The organism is Pedobacter hiemivivus (genome assembly GCF_004331685.1).
GTDB classification, from domain to species: domain Bacteria; phylum Bacteroidota; class Bacteroidia; order Sphingobacteriales; family Sphingobacteriaceae; genus Pedobacter; species Pedobacter hiemivivus.
Genome location: NZ_SJSM01000026.1, coordinates 40,742 through 61,308, shown reverse-complemented (window position 1 = coordinate 61,308; position 20,567 = coordinate 40,742). Strand labels below are relative to the sequence as shown.

The following is a 20,567-nucleotide window of genomic DNA, read 5'->3' as shown; positions in this document are numbered from 1 at the left end:
TTGAAAGTCATAAATACTATAGCGGCATTAAAGTCGCTGCTTGAGCCAATTAAGTTGGCCAAACAGAAAATTGCATTGGTCCCAACAATGGGCGCATTGCATAAAGGACACGTATCGCTTATAAAAATAGCGCAGCAACAGGCTGATGTCGTGGTTTGCAGTATTTTTGTAAATCCTACTCAGTTTACTGATCCTAAAGACCTGGAAAAATATCCGCGTCCGTTGGAACATGACATGAAAATGCTGCAAGAAGCAGGATGTAATGTTGTGTTTATGCCTTCGGTTACAGAAATGTATCCTAAACCTGAAGAATGGCATATAGACCTTGGGCCAGCAGAGTTTCTTTTAGAGGGCGAATTTAGAAAAGGACATTATCAAGGCGTAACTCAGATTGTTAAGAAGCTGTTTGATGCTGTAAATCCTGATATTGCCTTCTTTGGCCAGAAAGATTTTCAGCAAGTGCTAATGATTAAAAACATGGTTTCCGAATTTAATCTGCCTGTTCAGATTGTTTCATGTCCTATTATCAGGGAGGACGATGGTTTGGCGATGAGTTCAAGAAACATCCATCTTTCGGCTGAAGATCGGGAAAATGCACTTGTGCTTAGCAAAGCGTTGACTTATGTGAAAGATAATTTCTCTACACACAGCATTCCTGTATTGCTGGAAGCGGCAAAAAAGCTGATCAATGGAACACCAGGTGTGGAGCTCGATTATTTTACCATTGCTAATGGAGCTACGCTGCTACCCGAAGAAGATAAAAAACATCATGATATTGTAGCATTGGTTGCTGCTAAGGTAGGACAGACCCGCCTTATTGATAATATGATACTGAATTGAAAATAGAAAAAACCTCCCATCCATAAAATTGGTTAACTTTGCGTTATGATTATCGAGATATTAAAATCGAAAATTCACCGTGTTAGAGTAACACAGGCGGAACTGCACTATGTTGGAAGCATTACCATCGATGAAGATTTGATGGACGCAGCCCACATCATTCCAAATGAAAAAGTACAGATAGTAAATAACAATAATGGCGAGCGCTTTGAAACTTATGTGATTAAAGGCGCACGTGGTAGTGGTACCATTTGCTTAAATGGAGCTACCGCTAGAAAGGTTCAGGTTGGCGACATTCTGATTATTATGTCTTACGGATCTTTGCCAATAGAAGAAGCTAAGAAATACCATCCAATTCTAGTATTCCCCGATGATAACAACCACCTGTTGAAATAGTTCGTATTAATAAAAGTAAAAAAATGTTATGCAGCCATAGTAATATGAGCGAGAATATATAAATTTGCCATAACTTATTATTTTACAATATTATTATGCTATTTCAATTAAGTGAAGAACAATTGATGATCCAGCAGGCTGCAAGAGATTTTGCGCAGACTGAGTTAAAACCTGGAGTTATCGAAAGAGATGAGCATCAGAAATTCCCGGCAGAGCAGGTAAAAAAGCTAGGTGAGCTAGGTTTTCTGGGGATGATGGTATCAGAAAAATATAATGGCAGTGGTCTTGATGCCCTGTCGTATGTTCTGGTTATGGAAGAGCTGTCTAAAATAGACGCTTCTGCCTCAGTGGTTGTTTCTGTCAATAACTCACTGGTATGCTACGGACTGGAATCATACGGATCTGATTTTCAAAAAGAAAAATATTTAAAGCCATTGGCTGCCGGAGAAAAGATTGGGGCTTTCTGTTTATCAGAGCCCGAAGCAGGATCAGACGCTACCTCACAGCAAACTACTGCTGTAGATATGGGTGACTACTACCTGTTAAATGGAACTAAAAACTGGATTACCAATGGTAATACTGCTTCAACTTACCTGGTTATCGCGCAAACCGACAGGTCATTACGACATAAAGGGATCAATGCTTTTATCGTTGAAAAGGGAATGGAAGGCTTTACTGTAGGGCCAAAAGAAAATAAAATGGGTATCCGTGGTTCCGATACACATTCATTGATGTTTAATGATGTTAAGGTTCCTAAAGAAAACAGGATTGGTGAGGATGGCTTTGGCTTTAAGTTCGCTATGAAAACACTTGAAGGTGGCAGAATTGGTATCGCTGCTCAGGCATTAGGAATTGCTGCTGGAGCGTATGAACTTGCATTAGGGTATGCGCAACAGCGTAAATCGTTCGGTAAGCCAATTGCGGAACATCAGGCGATCGCCTTTAAGTTGGCTGATATGGCTACGCAAATAGAAGCGGCGCGTTTGTTAGTTTATAAAGCGGCTTGGTTAAAAGATCAAGGGCAGTCCTATACCTTAGCTGGTTCGATGGCAAAACTATACGCCTCTAAAGTAGCTATGGACGTCACTATTGAAGCTGTACAGATCCATGGCGGATATGGGTTTGTGAAAGAATATCATGTTGAGCGCCTGATGCGAGACGCAAAAATTACCCAGATTTACGAGGGAACTTCAGAAATTCAAAAGATGGTGATTTCAAGAGAGATCATTAGATAAGAGTATATCACAGATTATAGTTGAGATTGTTTAAAAGGCCCCGAGCGGGCCTTTTTTGTTATAGTATAAAGTGACTTTATCTACAATTGAGAAAGTTCAGTCTCCTTAAAGGTAACTGGACTTTAACGGCATATTAACGGACATTGAACGGCTGGAGCCGTTCAGTATCCGTTAATTATTAGTTAATATAGAGCTCTGGTTTGGTGCAATGACAGGTAGCTACCAAAGGTGTGCTATAACTCAATCTGTCTTCTAATGCTCTCTTCTAATGAAATCAGTGTTTCTGTGCGCTGAATCCCTGGTACGGCCTGTATTTCCTCATTTAGTACATGTCTAAGGTGACTGGTGTCCCTACAGATGATCTTGGCAAACATACTATATGCCCCTGTCGTATAATGAAGTTCAACTACTTCTTTGATTTTGCTTAGCTGCTCTACCGCATCCTTATATTGAATCCCTTTTTCTAAGTAAATACCTAAAAAGGCGGTAACGTCATACCCCGCTTTTTGAGGATCAATAATTAAATGTGAGCCTTTTATGATGCCCATTTCCTGTAGTTTTTTCATTCTAACATGTATGGTGCCACCCGAAACGATCAGATCTTTAGCTATTTCTGTGTAAGGCTTAGTAGCGTCTTGCATCAATTGTTTTAAGATGTCAATATCCAGGTTATCAATTTCTAAATTTTGGCTTTCTTTTTTAAGCATGATTTTGATATTTGTTAACGATAATCAAATATAATTATAAATCTGATAAAAATAAAATTAAATGATTAGAATATTTGCAACGTATTAGGGTTGTTGTTACATTTGTATCATGCAAGTAACAAAAAATAATCGTTCTTTAACATTTGCTTATACTCTGTAGGGTGGTGAAATTGGCAGACGCACCTCCTTGTCTCGGTGGTGGAGAATATGGAAAACCCGTAAGGGCTAACTACTCCTTGAAGGTTCGACTCCTTCCCCTACAGCAATTAAGTAGTAAGATTAGAATCAACCTAAACCAAAATCTTACTACTTAATTAATTTTGTACTTTTAAATTATGTTGGGTGGTGAAATTGGCAGACACGCCTTCTTGTCTCGGTGGTGGGGATAAATGGATAAACGCAGTTTATGGGTTGACCACAAATTAATTTTTGAACTGTAGCTAACTACCCCTTGAAGGTTCGACTCCTTCCCCAACAGCCAGTTTTTTTATGAATAATAAGTTAGTTAAAAACGAGTAATCTTGGATGAGATTACTCTTTTTTTTTGCTCTTTTTCGTTTCGGCGAGCTCTAAATTTTCTTTAACTCTAAATCTTGTCATTTCTTTAATCAGTTTTAGTGGCAATGGCCTATTCAGTGGCAGCTGAATCGCTGATGTACTCACTTTATAATCCGATAATTCATCTTTAAATGTATCGTAAACCTTAGATGGGGGAATAGAAATAGAGATGTGATTTTTGTATGCCGAATAAAAGATAAGCATCCCATGGAACTTGAAAGCAGGGATGTTGTAACTGATCACTTCTTCTGCCTTCGGTGCATTTTCCTTAATAGTTTCTCTGATCACCTCTAATAAAAATTGTACATCTTCAGGAACGTATTGATGTACGATTCAACAGTGGTGAATTTTGTTTTTTCTTCAGGCATCTTCTTTTGTTTTTATGTTGAAAAACAAATATCGGTGGCATTAACCAGATCTGATGGGGGCGTTGGCGACAATTTTGGGGTGGTTTACGGCAAAAAGACTTTAATTCATCCCTTCTTTTTTTAATTTGTAATGATTTTAAATACCAATTAGTATATAGCTTTTATACTAATCAGGAAGGAATTGGTTAAGTTTGAAAGAAAAAATATTATGTATCAGATTTTAAAAAGCGCACATTCAGGTTGGCGTTACCTGGTTTTAATTTTATTGGTAGTGGCAATTATTCAGGCATTATCTGGATGGCTTGGCAAAAAACCATATACTGAAGGAAATAGAAAAGTAAACCTTTTCACTTTAATCTCTGCGCACATTCAGCTTTTAATGGGTTTAATCCTCTATTTTATGAATGGATGGTATAAAATTGATAGCTCCGTAGCGATAGGTCGTTATTGGAAAATGGAACACATAGGAATGATGATTTTTGCCATTATTCTAATCACTGTAGGAAATGCGAGATCTAAGAAAGGTACAGATGCAGCGGTGAGACACCGTTCTGTTGCGCTTTATTTTGGCCTTGCACTGGCCCTAATTATTGCTGCAATTGTAGCGATGGTTAATGCCGATCCTAGCCGTTCATTCTTTGGTGTTTCATAAAAATTACAATTTTAATTTTGCATTGTAAGATTTATTTATATTTTTGTGACATATGATTAACAATATACATACTTGGCAATGGCGTAGTACTCTAAAAAAGAGTCTAGTCGTAGCTTTGTGTACCTTATAGTTTATCAACCTAAACCAAACCACATTAAAACCCGACGTAGACCACACGTCGGGTTTTTTGTATTCAAGGTTTTTTGTCCTACGGGGCAGATGCTTGGTTTGCTGATGCAGGTATGCTCCTCGTCATCCTGAATTTATTTCAGGATCTCGGAAGAGAAAGAGGACTTTAAGTGCGGGATCCTGAAATAAATTCAGGATGACGATGGTGCTAATAGAACGTTAAAAGAATATTAAAGAAATAGTTAACATGAAGACTAATTATATAATTAACACAACTTACAAGAAAAGACTTGCAGATACCACTACTCCGGTGAGCATCTATTTGCGGTTAAGGGATGTGTTTCCAAACACCATTTTGTTGGAAAGTTCGGACTATCATAGTCGTTCCAATTCAGTGAGTTACGTGTGTGCCGAGCCGGTAGCCGGTATTTTATTACAGAATGATGTGTTGTCCACTTATTTTCCTGACGGGCGCAAGGAAGAAAAGACGGATTTTGTACTGGCCGAAGAAATTGATGCTTTTAAAGCAGAGTTTGCACCGGGTGTAGTTGATGATACCAGGTACATTTCAAGCGGACTCTTTGGATATTTTACCTGGAATGCCGTACAGCATTTTGAAGACATTAAGTTTAGCGCGACTACGCCGAAAGGTCAGGAGATTCCAGTAATGCAATATCATATTTACAGATATATCATTGCGATTGATCACTTTAAAAATGAGATCACCTTATTTAAGAATACCTTTAATGGAGATGATAATGACGATCTGGAAAAGATTGAATACATTATTCAGAATAAGAATTTCCCGGAGTACAGCTTTAAGATTGATGGCGAGGAGCAGTCCAACATGAGTAACGAGGGCTTTATGGACATTGTGGAGAAAATGAAGAAACACATTTTGCGTGGTGATGTATTCCAGATTGTACCTTCCCGCGCATATAATCAAGGTTTCCTTGGAGACGAATTCAACGTGTACCGTTGTTTAAGATCTATCAATCCATCCCCTTACCTGTTCTATTTTGATTACGGAAGCTTTAAATTGTTTGGTTCTTCGCCTGAAGCGCAAATCACGATAAAGGATAATGTGGCTAATATTTTTCCAATTGCGGGTACTTTTAAACGTACCGGAAATGATGAGGAAGATGCAGAGCTGGCCAAAAAGCTGGAGCAGGATCCGAAAGAAAGCGCAGAGCATGTGATGCTGGTAGATTTGGCAAGAAATGACCTGAGTAGACATTGCAATGGTGTTGAGGTAAAATCGTTTAAAGAAGTGCAGTATTATTCTCACCTGATCCACTTGGTGTCGAAGGTAAGCGGAAATCTTCAATCAGATGTTTCAGCGTTTAAGGTTGTCGCAGATACTTATCCAGCAGGTACGCTAAGCGGTGCACCCAAGTATAGGGCTATGCAACTGATTGATGAATATGAGGGTTTGGGGCGTAATTTTTATGCAGGTGCAATAGGTTATATGGGCTTTAATGACCAGTTTAATCATGCCATCATGATCAGAACCTTTATGAGTAAAAATAACCAGTTGCATTACAGGGCAGGAGCGGGCATTGTTGCCGATTCTGTTGCCGTAAATGAGCTGAATGAAGTAAATAATAAAATTGCCGCCCTGCGAAAAGCAATACAGATGGCTACAGATATTTAAGAAAATGGATAAGAGCATACAAAAAAAGGTATTGGTTATCGACAACTACGACTCCTTTACCTATAATTTAGTCCACTTGGTGAATGAATTGGACAGAGAAGTGGAAGTGTGGAGAAATGATAAATTTGATTTGGCAGATGTAGATCAGTTCGATAAAATTATCCTGTCCCCAGGACCCGGCATACCTGAAGAAGCTGGTTTGCTATTGGATGTCATTAAGACTTACGCTGCAACCAAAAGTATTTTTGGTGTTTGCTTAGGGCAGCAAGCTATTGCACAGGCTTTTGGTGGAACCTTGTTAAATTTAGGAAGGCCAATGCATGGAATTGCAACGCCAATTACAGTGTTGGATAAAACGGAGCTGCTTTTTAAGGACTGCCCGGAGACCATAAATGTAGGTCGGTACCATTCATGGGTAGTGAACAATGAGGGATTGCCTGATTGCCTTACGGTAACTGCAACAGACATAGATGCAGAGATTATGGCTTTGCGTCATAAGGAATTAGATGTGCGTGGCGTTCAATTTCACCCGGAAAGCGTGCTGACAGAGTATGGAAAACAAATGATGAAAAACTGGTTAGAAAGCTAGATATGACTATTTTAGATAAAATTGTATTGCGTAAAAAAGAAGAAGTGGCTGCTGCTAAACAAGCTGTTTCTGTTAAGCAGTTAGAAGCAGGCTTACACTTTAACCGCAATCCGTATGTGTTTAAGGATTTTTTACTGGATAAAAATCGGACAGGTATTATTGCTGAATTTAAGCGTAGATCGCCATCCAAAGGGATCATTAACGACCAGGTAACAGTAGAAGAAGTTACCCATGCTTATGCTGCTGCGGGAGCCTCAGCACTTTCTGTGCTTACGGATGTGGATTTCTTTGGTGGTCATACCAACGACTTACTGGCAGCAAGAGCAGCCAATGAAATCCCTGTTTTGAGAAAGGATTTTATGATCGATGAATACCAGATCCTTGAGGCGAAAGCTTTGGGTGCTGATCTGATTTTATTGATCGCGGCGATTTTGACCCCTGCAGAGATTAAAAATCTATCTGCGTTGGCGAAGAGCCTGGGTCTAAATGTGCTGCTTGAAGTACATAATCTGGAAGAGTTGCAGCGCAGTATTTGTAAAGATTTAGATGCGATTGGGGTAAATAACCGTAACCTGGCCGATTTTACTGTAAATATTCAAACTTCTTTTGATTTGGTAAATCAAATACCTAATGAGTTTATGAAGATCTCAGAAAGTGCCATAAGTGCGCCAGAAACGATTAAAGAACTAAGGGCTGCTGGTTTCCATGGCTTCCTGATTGGAGAGAACTTTATGAAGACAAGTAATCCGGGTTTGGCTATGCAAGACTTCGCACGACAGCTGATCTCGGTATAACTTTTGTATCTTTGCACTTTAAGATGGGAAAACAGAAATATTACGATACGGCACTTAAGCAAGAACGAGCAGTACTTGTAGGAGTGATCAGGCCTGGTGAAAAGCCTGAAGAAACCAGGGAATATCTGGATGAGCTGGCCTTTTTGGTAGATACAGCTGGTGGTGTGGTGGTGCATGAATTTACCCAAAAAATGCTGAAGCCAGACCGCTCAACTTTTGTAGGTACTGGTAAGCTAGAAGAAATAGCGGCTTATGTAAAGTCAGAAGAAATTGATATGGTTGTGTTTGATGACGAACTTTCGCCATCACAACTTAAAAATATAGAAAGGGAACTGCAGGTTAAAGTATTAGACCGAAGCAACCTTATTCTGGATATTTTTGCTGGTAGAGCACAAACTGCTCAGGCAAAAACGCAGGTAGAATTGGCACAATTGCAGTATTTATTACCTCGTTTAACCCGATTATGGACTCACCTTGAGCGCCAAAAGGGTGGTATTGGTATGCGTGGGCCAGGTGAAACACAGATTGAGAGTGATAGAAGGATGATTCTCGAAAAGATCGCCCTTTTGAAAGGTCGCTTAAAGTTGATCGATAAGCAGAACGAAACACAGCGTAAAAACCGTACCGAATTGATTCGTATTGCCCTGGTTGGTTATACCAATGTGGGTAAATCGACCATCATGAATATGCTATCGAAATCGGAAGTGTTTGCAGAGAACAAGCTTTTTGCTACGCTGGATACAACGGTTCGTAAGGTGGTAATCGAAAATGTACCATTCTTATTGTCGGATACGGTTGGTTTTATCAGGAAATTACCACATCATCTTGTGGAGTGTTTTAAATCGACACTAGATGAGGTACGTGAAGCGGATATTTTAATTCATGTGGTGGATGTTTCACATCCCAATTTCGAGGACCAGATCAATGTGGTAAACGAGACATTGAAAGATCTGGGAGCCAGGGATAAGGAAACCATTATGGTGTTTAATAAAATTGACGCCTATGTGAGTCCTCAGCCTGACCATGAAGATGAGGAACAGCTTGTGCTTACGTTAGAAGATTTTAAAAAGAGCTGGATGGGGGCTGAGAATACACCTTCCCTATTTATTTCTGCCCTGCACAAAGAGAATTTAGAGGAATTTAGACAGTTATTGTATGATAAAGTTCGTGTTATACACACAGAGCGCTATCCTTATGATAAGTTGTTATATTAATAGAAGAAAGGAACCATTATGGAAAGTAAACGTCAACAGAAATTTGCCGGGTTATTACAAGAAGAGTTAGCTGCAATTTTTCAGCGTGAAGGAGCGGCATATTTGCCAAATACATTGGTTACCATTACCAAGGTGCGGGTGTCTCCGGATCTTGCTGTTGCAAAGGTTTATTTAAGCTTTTTGAATACTAATAATACCAGTTTGTCGGTTGCTGAAGTCAATTCACATGCGGGAGAAATCAGGTATAAACTAGGGGGAAGGATTCGTCACCAGGCCCGTGTAATTCCAACGCTTACGTTTTTTGTAGATGATACCAATGAGTATGTTGAACACATGGATAAGCTGTTCGATAAAATCTCCAAAGACCGTAAAGAAAGCGGAAGCGAAGAGGAATAATTTTAATCGCTCCGTTTTTAAATTGCTTTGATTTAAAAAGCGTAAATTAGTATATGACAAAGATTCTTTTAGCATTTTTTGTTTTATCAGCATTTACCCTAAAAGCCCAGCCTGTAATGAAAGGTGGGCTTGAAAAGTTTGTTACGGCCAATAACATCTACCCTCGCTATTCCTTACACAATTGTATTCAGGGGACGGTAATCATTAGCTTTAAAGTAAATAAGGGCGGCGAAGTATATGATTCGAAAGTGAGTTCTGGCATAGGCACTGATTTGGATGATGAAGCGCTAAGACTAATCAGAATGAGCAGTGGCAAATGGATTGTGCCCCAAGATCACGATACAACCGTATCTCTTATTGCACCGATAAAATTTAACCTTTCCGGTTACGATTGTGATCAAAAGAACCCTGAAGAGATTAAAAGGGCTATTATTGCGTACAAAACGAGCGAAGACCTTGCAAATAGTATCCAAAATTTTTATAAAAACAAAGAAAAGGGAACTTACAGAAAAGAAGAAGAGCCCAGGTTTGTTGCTTTAAAAGAGGAATTAGGCTATAACGATGAGTACTTTAAGGAACGAATATCGGATGGTCTTAAAAAGATTAAGCAAAAAGATAAACAAGGCGCCTGTGAAGACTTCCTTTTTGTAAAATACATGGGCTCGGATCTGGCAAATGAAATGCTGGAAAAATATTGTAAATAACTTGCAGTTCTTTTTGTTAGTTAATGATGTTGATCGCGTCTTCAATAATATGAGCCTTAATGCCAGTTACTTTTCCAATATATTCCCCGTCTACTTGAAAGTGAACTCTGCGTGTTGTTTTAATGGTAAGGCTTTTGGTCTGAAAGGATTCGATGTTTTTTGGATTGAAAGGTAAGTTAGTAAATCTGAGTTTTAAGATTTCCATTACTGAGTACTTCTTAACTAGGATTATTTCGAAAAGATCATCGTCTAATTTTCCTTCGGGGTTAATTTTAACACCGGTCCCGTACATGGTTGCATTTGCAATTACCACCATTGCCGCTTGTGATCGAATAATCTGATCTTTTATCTTAAACTCCACATGCATTTTGTTGTGGGTCCATAAAGCAGTCAAGGCAGCTTTTGCGTATCCAAGCATGCCCCGGTGTGATATATTGTCGAACTTTTTAACGAGGTATGCATTAAATCCAATATCTGCAAGGTGTATACACAGCTCCCCATTTACCATTGTTGCATGAATCTTTTTGGGTCTGCCGTTTACAGCAACATTTAGGGCCTCATTAATCTCTAATGGTATGCCTAATTCTCTGGCCATGCCGTTGGCTGATCCCGTAGGAATTATCCCAATAGGTGTATCTGTTTGAAGTAAACACTCAGAAACCATTTTCAAGGTCCCATCTCCACCAACAGCAATAACCCGATCGGCTTTTGATTTATGAATAATAGCCTTAATTTTTTCCAGTGCGCAGTTTTTAGGTAGTTCGTATAATTCAAAATGATGGTGACTATCGGTAAAGTATGCAGTTACGAGTTCATTGAAATTTATTTCTCCAACTCCGGAACCGGGATTTACAATAAACAGTAATTTTAGTTTCGAAGTTTCTTTATCCATCAGTTAAATACTTAATATAACAAACAACTACTACCGTAACCTGTTTTAATTAGTAATGAATAAATCTGTTAACGTTATAGTATACCACGGTTATGGGCATACACACAATTTGGTTGTGTACGGACATGTTTTTCGTTTTAAAGCTAAAAACAGGCAAGTTTATAGTGATAACCTATTTACAAACATCATTCATCTGATAAAGCTTTTTATACTTAAACCCTATCCCTTTATAAAAGTTAGGTTACAATTTTACGGCCAAACAGTTTATGGGCATACAGAATATGATGGCTTTTTTAGATTTGAGTGGGAGGCAGATAAAAATGTCATTGCTGGGTGGCATGGTGTTAAGGTGGCAGCCCTAGGTCAAAATGATGTGGTTCTTGCCGAAGATGATGGATTAGTTTATGTTCCTCACATTACTCAATTTGCTTTTGTTTCTGACATTGATGATACGATAATGATTTCTCATTCTGCTACAATTGGCCGTAGGCTTAGAGAATTGTTTATTAAAAACCCCAGAACCCGTAAAACATTTGCAGATACGCGATCACTTTATAATAAACTGGCTTTATCACATACAGATCTGGGACACCCTAATCCTTTTTTTTATGTATCGAGTAGTGAGTGGAACTTGTACAATTATCTCGTAGAGACTTTTAGATTTAACGGGTTGCCCGAAGGCACTTTTTTGCTAAATCAGATTAAACGATGGAGAGATTTGATTAAAACAGGTAAAACCGGACATGATGGGAAGCTGATAAGGGTTATGCGTATTTTGGAGGCGTTCCCCAATCAGAAGTTTGTTTTTTTTGGAGATAACAGCCAACAAGATCCGCTCATCTACACCACTATTGCCCGCAAATACCCTGAAAAAATAGCTGCTATATATATACGCAATATTCGTAAAGAGAAGGAAGTTGAAACTAGAAGGCTTCTCGATGAAATTGAGAAGGCTCAAGGTATTAAAACCTGCTTGTTCGATAAGAGTAGTGATGCCATTGAATATGCCGTCATGACGGGGCTTATTTCGGTTTAGCGATTTAACTAATCGATTTGCCAAAAGGAGTAAAGGCAAGGTTCATCAATTTGAAATGTTGTCTACCAAAAGGTATTCCTATAATTGTAATACAAAAGAGTAATCCGAAAACTAGGTGGGTAAGTGCAATCCAGAAGCCCCCAAAAATTAGCCATATAACATTCATAATTGTAGACAGGCAGCCTGTATTTGAGGAGGTGTCGGTTATTTTAACGCCAAAAGGAGCGAGGCCTACAAATGCAAATTTGAAACATTGTAAGCCAAAAGGGATACCGATAATTGTTAGACAAAGGATTAAGCCACCAATTATGTATTCAAAGAATATAAATATGCCTCCAAAAACTATCCAGATAATATTACCAATTAAGTTCATTTTATTTTTTAAATTAAGATGAAATAGGGAAAGGTTAGTTACAGCGTAGTAATTTTTTTTGACGATTATAAAATGAGGCTATTGACATCATGTTTTTAGTGTGTAATATTGCGTATGGTTTTTAAGTTAGACGATAATGAAATTGTTTTCCCGAGGCCAGAACTGGCCGATCCAGATGGGTTATTGGCAATAGGCGGTGATCTGAGCGCCGAAAGACTTATGCAGGCCTATAAGCATGGGATTTTTCCCTGGTTTAGTGAAGGCGACCCAATATGCTGGTATGCACCAATGGAACGGTGTGTAATTTTTCCTGGAAATGTAGTGATCAGCAAAAGCATGTCTAAGCTGCTTAAATCCGGCGCTTTTAAGGTTACTTACGATCAATCTTTTAAAGAAGTGATAGAAAGTTGTGCCAAGATTGGTAGAAAAGATCAGGACGGCACATGGATAACTCAGCAAATGCAAGAGGCTTATATAGAATTGCACAGGCGTGGGCATGCGCATAGTGTAGAAGTATGGCGGGATGAGGTATTGGTTGGGGGCTTATATGGTGTTCAGATGAATCAGATCTTTTGCGGAGAAAGTATGTTTAGTAAAGTAAGCAATGCCTCTAAATGTGCCCTGATCTGGCTTTGCCAGAACAAGGATTTTGCGATGATAGATTGTCAGCTCCCCAATGATCATTTGATGAGCTTAGGAGCCGAGATGATTAGCAACACCGCATATGCAGATTGCTTAAAAACTATTTAAGCAGCTCGCTAATGTCATCTTTAGTTAATGACTTGAAGAAGCTTTCCTCGGTAGTAATTAAGGAGCTGGCGAGCCTCTTTTTACGGTTCTGAAGGGCTAGGATCTTTTCTTCTACCGTATCTTTTGCAATGAACTTATAAATAAACACTTTTTTGTCCTGTCCAATTCTATGGGTACGGTCAATCGCTTGTTGTTCAACTGCAGGGTTCCACCAAGGGTCAAGGATAAACACATAATCAGCCTGAGTTAAGTTTAATCCAACTCCGCCGGCCTTTATGGAGATTAAGAAAACCTTTAGTTCTGTATTTTGCTGAAATTCGGCTACAATCTCGCCGCGGTTTTTAGTTCCGCCATCAAGGTATGCAAATGGAATTTTTTCATCATCAAGATATTGCTTGAAGATAACGAGATGCTTTACAAACTGAGAGAAAATAAGAACTTTATGTCCGCCTTTAAGCACATTGTCGAGTGTATGTACTACGTTTTCGAACTTGCCAGAGTCGGAAGTATAGTTGTGATCAACCATTACAGGATGATTGGCCAGCTGTCGCAAGGCCGTAAGTCCCTGCAAGAGTTGTACCTGTTTTTTTGCGTACGTTCCATCGTCCATGCTATTCAGCAGATCATTCCTGTAGGCCGATTTGGTTTTCTCATAATACGCAGCCTGATCTTCACTCATGTTACAGTAAAAGATCTGTTCTGTTTTTGATGGAAGCTCGGCAGCCACTTGCTCCTTTGTTCTACGCAGAACAAAAGGTTTAATGATAGCCTGTAATTTCCGGGCCTTATCCTCGTCTTTTCTCTTCTCAATAGCCTGTACATATTCTTCGTTGAAGAAGGCTTGTGTGCCTAGTAATCCTGGATTTAAAAACGTTAGCTGTGTCCAAAGGTCGCTTACAGAATTTTCGACAGGCGTACCGCTGAGGATCAATTTATGCCTTGATTTGAGTGCTCTTACCGCTTTGAAAGATTTAGAAGTGGGGTTTTTAATGTTCTGACTCTCATCGAGTATGATGTAACTGAAGTAGAATTCTTTGAGAACATCTATATCTACCCGCGTAATGCCATAGGTCGTAATGATGATGTCGAAATCGGAAAAACGGCCAACATCTTTATTTCTGGCGGTTCCAATATGCGCGTGAATCTTTAGCTTGGGCGTAAACTTCTTTGCCTCATTAAGCCAGTTGTATATCAGCGATGTTGGCATAACGATTAAGGAAGTGCTGTGTTTGGATTGCTCCTGATCCTCTTCCTTTAGTTTTTGCAACATGGCCAATGTTTGGATGGTTTTACCCAAACCCATATCGTCAGCTAAACAGCCTCCAAAATTATACTCCCTTAAAAAGCTAAACCAGTTGTAACCTGCTTTCTGATAACCTCGTAAATCACCTTTAAAATGAACAGGCATCTGCGTATCAGTTATATTTTCAAAGTCATTCAGTTTTTGAAGCTTCCGACTTAAAGTGATATTCGCTAAACTGTCTTCAGCCAATTCATTGATCAAGCCGATATGGTGTTTTTTGAGCTTAAGCGCCTTTCCACCATCAGATAGGCTAAAGAGGCTTCCATATTGGGTAAACCACTTGTCGGGAATGATGGCGATTGATCCGTCGGGTAATAGGAACTCTCTTTTTTTATGAAGAATATGTTGTTTTAGGGCGATAAATGGAATGGGGTGACTGCCAAAATAAACAATAGCATTGATGTCAAACCAGTCGTTGTCTTCTTTGATGTCAAAGCTGATTTTATTCGTCGCAAATAAAAAGCGTTTAGTGCCTTTATGCTGCTCTATTTCGAAGCCTTCCTGACTAAGCTGCTCCATGTGTTCGTTAACCCAATTGATAACTGCATAGGATGGATCCTCTTCCTGATCTACTGGTGCTTCCAGGTGATGATAAAGTGCGCTTGTTTTCTTAAGTCCAAGGTCAATCAGTAAATTGAATTTTTGCTTCTCCCAGGTCACATCCCTTTTGATGCGGGTGAAAATATAGTTATCGCCATCTTTATCCAGATGAACAGTTACTTTCTTTTCATTTCCCATAGCAAACATATGTTCACCATATTTAAAGTGTAATTGTAGCTGAGAAACTCCTGCATCCACGTAAATTACTTTAATGATGGGGGTTGGCTCGTATTTTTCTGTTTTAATGTCAAAGCCTTCAGCATAAACATGATACTTCTCTATTAATGGTGCTACAAATTTCCCAAAATAGGCGTCTTCAGTAGATTTTGGAATGGTGATGAATCTTTTATTTAGAAAAGGCATTAATTTTTTGCCTTCAATATCCTGCTCAAAAAAATAAAGCATCTCGTTTAGCAATAACCAGGCAGGCTGATTACTAATTACCTGAGCCTCTTTAAACATAAAGTCGATGCGTAGGCCTTGATATTTTATGGTAGGAAAATAACGGGTCTCTGTTTCATTTCTTCTAAAGTGAAATAAGACTGTTGCTGGTTCTGTGGCAATCTCGATTTTCCTTTCTGCAGGCCAGCCATCTTTATCCATCAGATATAAAGAACCTTCTAATTTTATGATCTCCAATACCTCGGACAGTTTTTTTTCAATCTTTGGGCGTACACTCTCGTAAAACTTGTCGTTAAAAAACTTGCTAAAGAACTCTACAGGTCTGATGGCTTTCTTATGAAATTTCTTGATAATGAAGTCTTGTTCGGTTTCATCCAGTATTTTAATCAGCTTAAGATCTGTGTCAGTAAGGTGTTTGATGAATTCCTTCGCTGTATGTGAAAAAACACGCTGATAAGTTAAGGAAAAATCGCCTTGCGGGTTTAATTGGACGATATGAGGTTCAATTAAATAGCCCAAATACGCATGTTTACATATAGAGTATACAATTTTGCAAGGTTTGGAGCTATCTACGCGTAACATTGGCTAAAAATTAAAACAATCAGGAGGTAAGCATTTAAAAATCTTTAAACTTACATCAAATTGAAATGCTATCAAATAAAATGGGCGAATTATTACCTGTTTTTTATTTCAGTTCGTCGAAAAAAAAAGGCTGTTGGTCGGGTATTACATTCATGTTGCCTAAAAGCATAAAAAATGCTGTAACGTTTCGCCGTTTCAGGCGACTTATATGTAAACAATTTGAAAAACTTAAAAACTTAAAAACTAAAAAATATGAAAACTTTAGCAAAAACATTATTCGCCTCAGCTTTAACATTAATCGTTTTAGCCACATCAACTTTCAGTTCATCAGCAACTGAAAAAAGTATTAATCTTGCAACATCGGTAGACTTTAATAAAGTGATCGTTTCAGGGAACGCAAGAGTTGTATTGATCCAGTCTAACAAGCCACATGTAATGATGCCTGAGAACTACAACAAGGAAACTACTACTATCATTCAAAAAGCCGACAAGTTGTATATTACAACAACAGAGAAGGAGATGATCGACATTGTTGTTTATGTGAAAGATTTACAACGGATTGACGCCTGCCAAAAAGCAATCGTAAATACCAGGGGTAAATTTACTTCCAAAGTGCTTCAGGTATTTTTAAAAGATAAAGCCAGCGCTTATGTAAATGGTGATATCGCGAGCTTATATACTGTCGTAAAGGACAACTCTTCACTTCGTTTAAAAGGAACTTCAAAAGATCACACGGTAACTAAAGGAAGCATTGCTAAATTAAAAATGGATAAATTTGCAGCATTAAAAACCACAGTTACTGCAGCCGATGGTCAGGTTTTAGCAACAGAGTATTCAACCGAGATTCCAAGAGATACAGTGCTTGCTGGTAATAAAACGAAATAAGACGGACACAGAAACCATTATACAAGAATGGCCAGAGAACTTATATTCTCTGGCCATTCTTGTATATGCATGCTGGGTTAGCTTTGGTTAGGCTAACGCGATCGTCATGCTGAATTTATTTCAGTATCTCGCACTCGCTGGGCCGCCTTTCTCTTGAGAGATGCTGAAATAAATTCAGCATGACGATCGGCTACAATCGGCTACAGGATGACGACTGGTTGTAAGGTGGCGACTTGATCACTGTACTAAAGATCGAATTTAATCCCCTGAGCCAATGGTAAAGTATTTGAGTAATTGATGGTATTGGTTTGTCGGCGCATATAAGCTTTCCAAGCATCCGAGCCACTTTCCCTACCACCACCAGTTTCTTTCTCACCACCAAATGCACCACCAATTTCGGCTCCTGATGTTCCGATATTTACATTCGCAATTCCGCAATCAGAACCTGCTACAGATAAAAACTGTTCTGCTTCGCGTAGGTTTAAGGTCATGATTGCAGATGATAAGCCTTGAGGAACGCCATTTTGTAAGGAAATGGCCTGATCGAGTGTCTTATATTTGATGAGATAGAGGATAGGCGCAAAGGTTTCTTCCTGAACAATCTCGTAATGGTTTTCTACTTCTGCTACACAAGGTTTTACATAAAAACCCGATTGGTATGGATTGCCGTTCAATACGCCGCCTTCTACTATAAATTTAGCACCTTCTTTTTTACCTTTTTCGATCGCATGCGTATACATATCTACCGCTGCGGTATCAATGAGTGGGCCTACATGATTGTGCTGATCCAGTGGATCGCCAATGCGTAATTGCCCGTATGCTTTAGTCAATTTATTTTTAAAGTCTTCGTAAATATCTTCGTGGATAATCAATCGTCTGGTAGATGTACAACGTTGACCCGCTGTACCCACCGCTCCGAAAACGGCTCCAATGATGGACATATCTATATCCGCATCTTTAGAGATGATAATGGCATTGTTACCGCCCAACTCGAGAATGCTTCTTCCAAATCTGCCCGCTACTGCTGATGAAACCACACGGCCAATACGGGTAGAGCCAGTAAAAGAAACCAAAGGGATACGTTTGTCGTTGTTGATTAGGTCGCCAACCGCATTTCCAATTAGCAAGTTACTGATGCCTTCAGGCATATCGTTGTTTTTAAGTACTGTTGCAATAATATGCTGACAGGCAACCCCACATAATGGCGTTTTTGAAGAAGGTTTCCAGATGCAAACATTACCACATACCCAAGCCAGAGCCGTATTCCAGCTCCATACGGCAACAGGAAAATTAAATGCAGATATGATGCCTACGATTCCCATAGGGTGCCATTGCTCGTACATTCGGTGATTCGGTCGTTCGGAGTGCATCGTTAATCCATAAAGCTGACGCGAAAGACCAACGGCAAAATCGCAGATATCAATCATCTCCTGTACCTCACCAAAGCCTTCCTGCAAACTTTTCCCCATCTCATAAGATACCAATGTGCCAAGATCTTCTTTGTGCAAGCGCAATGCATCACCAAATTGACGCACGATGTCACCCCTTTTTGGAGCCGGTAAGCTACGCCAGAAAATAAATGCTTCTTCAGCCTTTTTTACTACAGCTTCATAATCTTCAGCGGTAGCTAATTGTACACTAGCGATCTTTTTTCCATCAACAGGAGAAAGACTATCTATCGTTTTTGCGTTTGCCGAAGCGCCCCAATTGCTGCCCGTGCTAAAGGCCGGATTTAGATCAAGAACGCCTAAATTTTTTAAAACGGTACTGATATTATTTTGCATGACATAAATGGTTAGGTATACAAATCAACAAAAAAAATAATGGAAGGTTGGTAAGGAGAACCTCTAAATGAGTTTCGTGACTTGAATTTTACCTGATTTCAGATAATGTTGCGTTCTTTTGTAAAATAATACTGATCAGAGACCACTCGCATGATTAATATAATCAGTCAGTTAACTGTTAGGTTGTGTGTATGTTGAAAATTATTTCGCTTATCCCAACTATAATAGTTGTAAACTTATGATGTATTTAACAAAAAGGGATCTGTTCTTTAATTATTCGATACATGGAAGAGGAATTTTACTTTGATTTTAGTGATGATGCCCAACGATCAGTTGAGCGTTACGAGGAGATGATACGCAATCAGGATCAGTATTTTTTTGATGCCCAGGCTTTTGAAAATATTATTGATTACTATATTGAGAAGAGCGATCCAGTAAAGGCGTTGCAGGTGATAGAGTATGCAGTAAATCAACATCCATATGCTGCGGTTTTTTTAGTTAAACAAGCACAGTTGCTGTTTATAACAGATCAAACGGAACGCGCATTTTTATCCTTGCAGAAAGCTGAAATGCTGGAAGCTTCGGAAGCAGAGATCTATATTTTAAGAGGAAACATCTACAACAGCCTCGAAAGATACTCGGAAGCACTGGAGAACTTTCAGATCGCACTAGGCTTTGCAGAATCAACGGATGAAATTCTTTTGCAGATTGCTTATGTCTATCAGAATATGCTGGACTATGAAAGCGCAATTGTATACATTAAACAAAGCTTAGAGCAAAATATGGAAAACAAAGACGGTTTGTACGAACTGGCTTTTTGTTACGATATTTTGGATAAACAGGAAGAGAGTATCAAGTTTTATCAAGAATATATTGATAACGACCCATATTCTTATGCGGCATGGTATAACCTTGCCAACTCTTTTCATAAACTGGATCTGTTTGAGAAAGCCATTGATGCTTACGATTACGCTATCTTAATAAAAGACAACTTTGCTTCTGCCTATTACAACAAGGGCAATGCCCTGGTTCAGTTGGATCGTTATACGGAGGCCATTGAAGTTTATATACAAACTTTTGAATACGAACCACCTAATGCCGATACCTATTGTGCCATTGGGGAGTGCTATGAGAAGTTAGAAAAGATGGACGAAGCCAGGTCATACTATAAGAAATCTGTGAAAATGGATCCTAAGATGGCTGATGCATGGTTTGGAATAGGCGTTACACTTAACTTTGAGGAGCGTTATTTTGAGTCCTTGCATTTTTATAGAAAGGCCCTTGAGCTGGATGGTGAAAACCCAGATTTCTGGTTTGCTATGGCAGATGCGCATTACAAACTCGGACAGATAGATGAATCCGTTGCAGCCTACCATAAAGTACTTGAGTATAATCCGGTAGATGTAGAGGCATGGTTGGATTTTTCGACCGTATTGTATGAGCAAGGTAAGTTGCTGGAAGCATCTGAAACGATTTTAGATGCCATAAAAAACAATCCTGATGCTGCCGAGTTGTATTACCGTATGGTGGCTTATTTGTTTGCCCTTGGGAAAAAGAATGAAGCGCTTGTGTATCTTGAAACGGCCTTGGTTACTGACCCTGAAAAGCACTATATTTTATTTGAGTACTTGCCGCAATTGCAAGATAACAGCTCAATTATCGAAGTTATCAATAGGTATATTAAATAGTACTGTGCCTTTTATTAGATAGTATTGATAAAAACT

At 39.0% G+C, this 20,567-nt stretch carries 20 protein-coding genes and 2 tRNA genes; 16 read left to right on the top strand and 6 right to left on the bottom strand.

Annotated elements, in window-relative coordinates:
• The 3 genes from panC (at window position 1) to EZ444_RS23730 (ending at window position 2,471) form a co-directional block, all read left to right on the top strand.
• Window positions 1–840: a pantoate--beta-alanine ligase gene (gene panC, locus EZ444_RS23740; protein ID WP_131612054.1), complete on the top strand. Its 840-nt coding sequence runs from the start codon at window positions 1–3 to the stop codon at window positions 838–840.
• 45 nt (window positions 841–885) lie between these two features.
• Entirely contained in the window at window positions 886–1,236 is a 351-nt protein-coding gene (gene panD, locus EZ444_RS23735; protein ID WP_131612052.1) for an aspartate 1-decarboxylase, read from the top strand.
• A gap of 95 nt (window positions 1,237–1,331) precedes the next feature.
• Complete coding sequence (locus EZ444_RS23730; RefSeq protein ID WP_131612050.1) at window positions 1,332–2,471, top strand: acyl-CoA dehydrogenase; 1,140 nt, start codon at window positions 1,332–1,334, stop codon at window positions 2,469–2,471.
• Window positions 2,472–2,704: 233 nt separating this feature from the next.
• Here EZ444_RS23730 and EZ444_RS23725 read toward each other — a convergent pair whose 3' ends face one another.
• Entirely contained in the window at window positions 2,705–3,178 is a 474-nt protein-coding gene (locus tag EZ444_RS23725; protein WP_090785720.1) for an Lrp/AsnC ligand binding domain-containing protein, read from the bottom strand.
• Window positions 3,179–3,333: 155 nt separating this feature from the next.
• Between EZ444_RS23725 and EZ444_RS27330 the strand changes: the two genes are divergently transcribed.
• Together EZ444_RS27330 and EZ444_RS27325 are read left to right on the top strand one after the other, a co-directional pair.
• Window positions 3,334–3,441: transfer RNA gene (locus tag EZ444_RS27330), tRNA-Asp, on the top strand.
• A gap of 73 nt (window positions 3,442–3,514) precedes the next feature.
• A tRNA-Asp gene (locus tag EZ444_RS27325) sits at window positions 3,515–3,659 on the top strand.
• Between the two features lie 50 nt (window positions 3,660–3,709).
• Here EZ444_RS27325 and EZ444_RS23720 read toward each other — a convergent pair.
• Window positions 3,710–4,024 carry an iron chaperone gene (locus tag EZ444_RS23720; RefSeq protein ID WP_205945340.1) on the bottom strand — a complete coding sequence of 105 codons (315 nt, stop codon included), beginning with the start codon at window positions 4,022–4,024 and terminating at the stop codon, window positions 3,710–3,712.
• Window positions 4,025–4,312: 288 nt separating this feature from the next.
• On the opposite strand from EZ444_RS23720, the gene EZ444_RS23715 reads away from it, so the two are divergent.
• From EZ444_RS23715 to EZ444_RS23685, 7 genes are all read left to right on the top strand, one after another.
• Window positions 4,313–4,756: a cytochrome B gene (locus tag EZ444_RS23715; RefSeq protein WP_131612048.1), complete on the top strand. Its 444-nt coding sequence runs from the start codon at window positions 4,313–4,315 to the stop codon at window positions 4,754–4,756.
• A gap of 376 nt (window positions 4,757–5,132) precedes the next feature.
• Window positions 5,133–6,539: an anthranilate synthase component I family protein gene (locus EZ444_RS23710; protein WP_131612046.1), complete on the top strand. Its 1,407-nt coding sequence runs from the start codon at window positions 5,133–5,135 to the stop codon at window positions 6,537–6,539.
• A 4-nt stretch (window positions 6,540–6,543) separates the two neighbouring features.
• Window positions 6,544–7,128 carry an anthranilate synthase component II gene (locus tag EZ444_RS23705; RefSeq protein WP_169472397.1) on the top strand — a complete coding sequence of 195 codons (585 nt, stop codon included), beginning with the start codon at window positions 6,544–6,546 and terminating at the stop codon, window positions 7,126–7,128.
• Between the two features lie 2 nt (window positions 7,129–7,130).
• Complete coding sequence (gene trpC, locus EZ444_RS23700) at window positions 7,131–7,922, top strand: indole-3-glycerol phosphate synthase TrpC (protein ID WP_131612044.1); 792 nt, start codon at window positions 7,131–7,133, stop codon at window positions 7,920–7,922.
• Window positions 7,923–7,945: 23 nt separating this feature from the next.
• Window positions 7,946–9,136 (top strand): GTPase HflX, encoded by a 1,191-nt coding sequence (gene hflX / locus EZ444_RS23695; protein ID WP_131612042.1) that lies wholly within the window; start codon window positions 7,946–7,948, stop codon window positions 9,134–9,136.
• Between the two features lie 18 nt (window positions 9,137–9,154).
• Entirely contained in the window at window positions 9,155–9,532 is a 378-nt protein-coding gene (gene rbfA / locus EZ444_RS23690; protein WP_131612040.1) for a 30S ribosome-binding factor RbfA, read from the top strand.
• 53 nt (window positions 9,533–9,585) lie between these two features.
• Window positions 9,586–10,236, top strand: coding sequence for a TonB family protein (locus EZ444_RS23685; RefSeq protein ID WP_131612038.1), 651 nt, complete (start codon window positions 9,586–9,588; stop codon window positions 10,234–10,236).
• 16 nt (window positions 10,237–10,252) lie between these two features.
• Here the strand turns inward: EZ444_RS23685 and EZ444_RS23680 are convergent, their stop codons facing one another.
• Window positions 10,253–11,128, bottom strand: a complete 876-nt coding sequence (locus EZ444_RS23680; protein WP_131612035.1) for a diacylglycerol/lipid kinase family protein — start codon at window positions 11,126–11,128, stop codon at window positions 10,253–10,255.
• Window positions 11,129–11,183: 55 nt separating this feature from the next.
• Here EZ444_RS23680 and EZ444_RS23675 point away from each other — a divergent pair, with 55 nt between their 5' ends.
• Entirely contained in the window at window positions 11,184–12,164 is a 981-nt protein-coding gene (locus EZ444_RS23675; protein ID WP_131612033.1) for an App1 family protein, read from the top strand.
• Between the two features lie 4 nt (window positions 12,165–12,168).
• Here EZ444_RS23675 and EZ444_RS23670 read toward each other — a convergent pair whose 3' ends face one another.
• Entirely contained in the window at window positions 12,169–12,537 is a 369-nt protein-coding gene (locus EZ444_RS23670) for a YccF domain-containing protein (protein WP_131612031.1), read from the bottom strand.
• A gap of 114 nt (window positions 12,538–12,651) precedes the next feature.
• Here EZ444_RS23670 and aat point away from each other — a divergent pair, with 114 nt between their 5' ends.
• A complete protein-coding gene (gene aat / locus EZ444_RS23665) occupies window positions 12,652–13,287 on the top strand; it encodes a leucyl/phenylalanyl-tRNA--protein transferase (RefSeq protein WP_131612029.1) in 636 nt (211 codons plus the stop codon).
• On the opposite strand, the gene EZ444_RS23660 is transcribed toward aat, so the two are convergent.
• A complete protein-coding gene (locus EZ444_RS23660; RefSeq protein ID WP_131612027.1) occupies window positions 13,280–16,174 on the bottom strand; it encodes a DEAD/DEAH box helicase in 2,895 nt (964 codons plus the stop codon). The two genes, aat and EZ444_RS23660, sit on opposite strands and share 8 nt — an antisense overlap.
• Before the next feature lie 252 nt (window positions 16,175–16,426).
• Here EZ444_RS23660 and EZ444_RS23655 point away from each other — a divergent pair, with 252 nt between their 5' ends.
• Window positions 16,427–17,059 carry a GIN domain-containing protein gene (locus tag EZ444_RS23655; protein ID WP_131612025.1) on the top strand — a complete coding sequence of 211 codons (633 nt, stop codon included), beginning with the start codon at window positions 16,427–16,429 and terminating at the stop codon, window positions 17,057–17,059.
• 245 nt (window positions 17,060–17,304) lie between these two features.
• Here the strand turns inward: EZ444_RS23655 and amaB are convergent, their stop codons facing one another.
• Window positions 17,305–18,843: an L-piperidine-6-carboxylate dehydrogenase gene (amaB, locus tag EZ444_RS23650; RefSeq protein WP_131612023.1), complete on the bottom strand. Its 1,539-nt coding sequence runs from the start codon at window positions 18,841–18,843 to the stop codon at window positions 17,305–17,307.
• A 284-nt stretch (window positions 18,844–19,127) separates the two neighbouring features.
• Between amaB and EZ444_RS23645 the strand changes: the two genes are divergently transcribed.
• Window positions 19,128–20,531, top strand: coding sequence for a tetratricopeptide repeat protein (locus EZ444_RS23645; RefSeq protein WP_131612022.1), 1,404 nt, complete (start codon window positions 19,128–19,130; stop codon window positions 20,529–20,531).
• The last annotated feature ends 36 nt before the right edge of the window (window positions 20,532–20,567 follow it).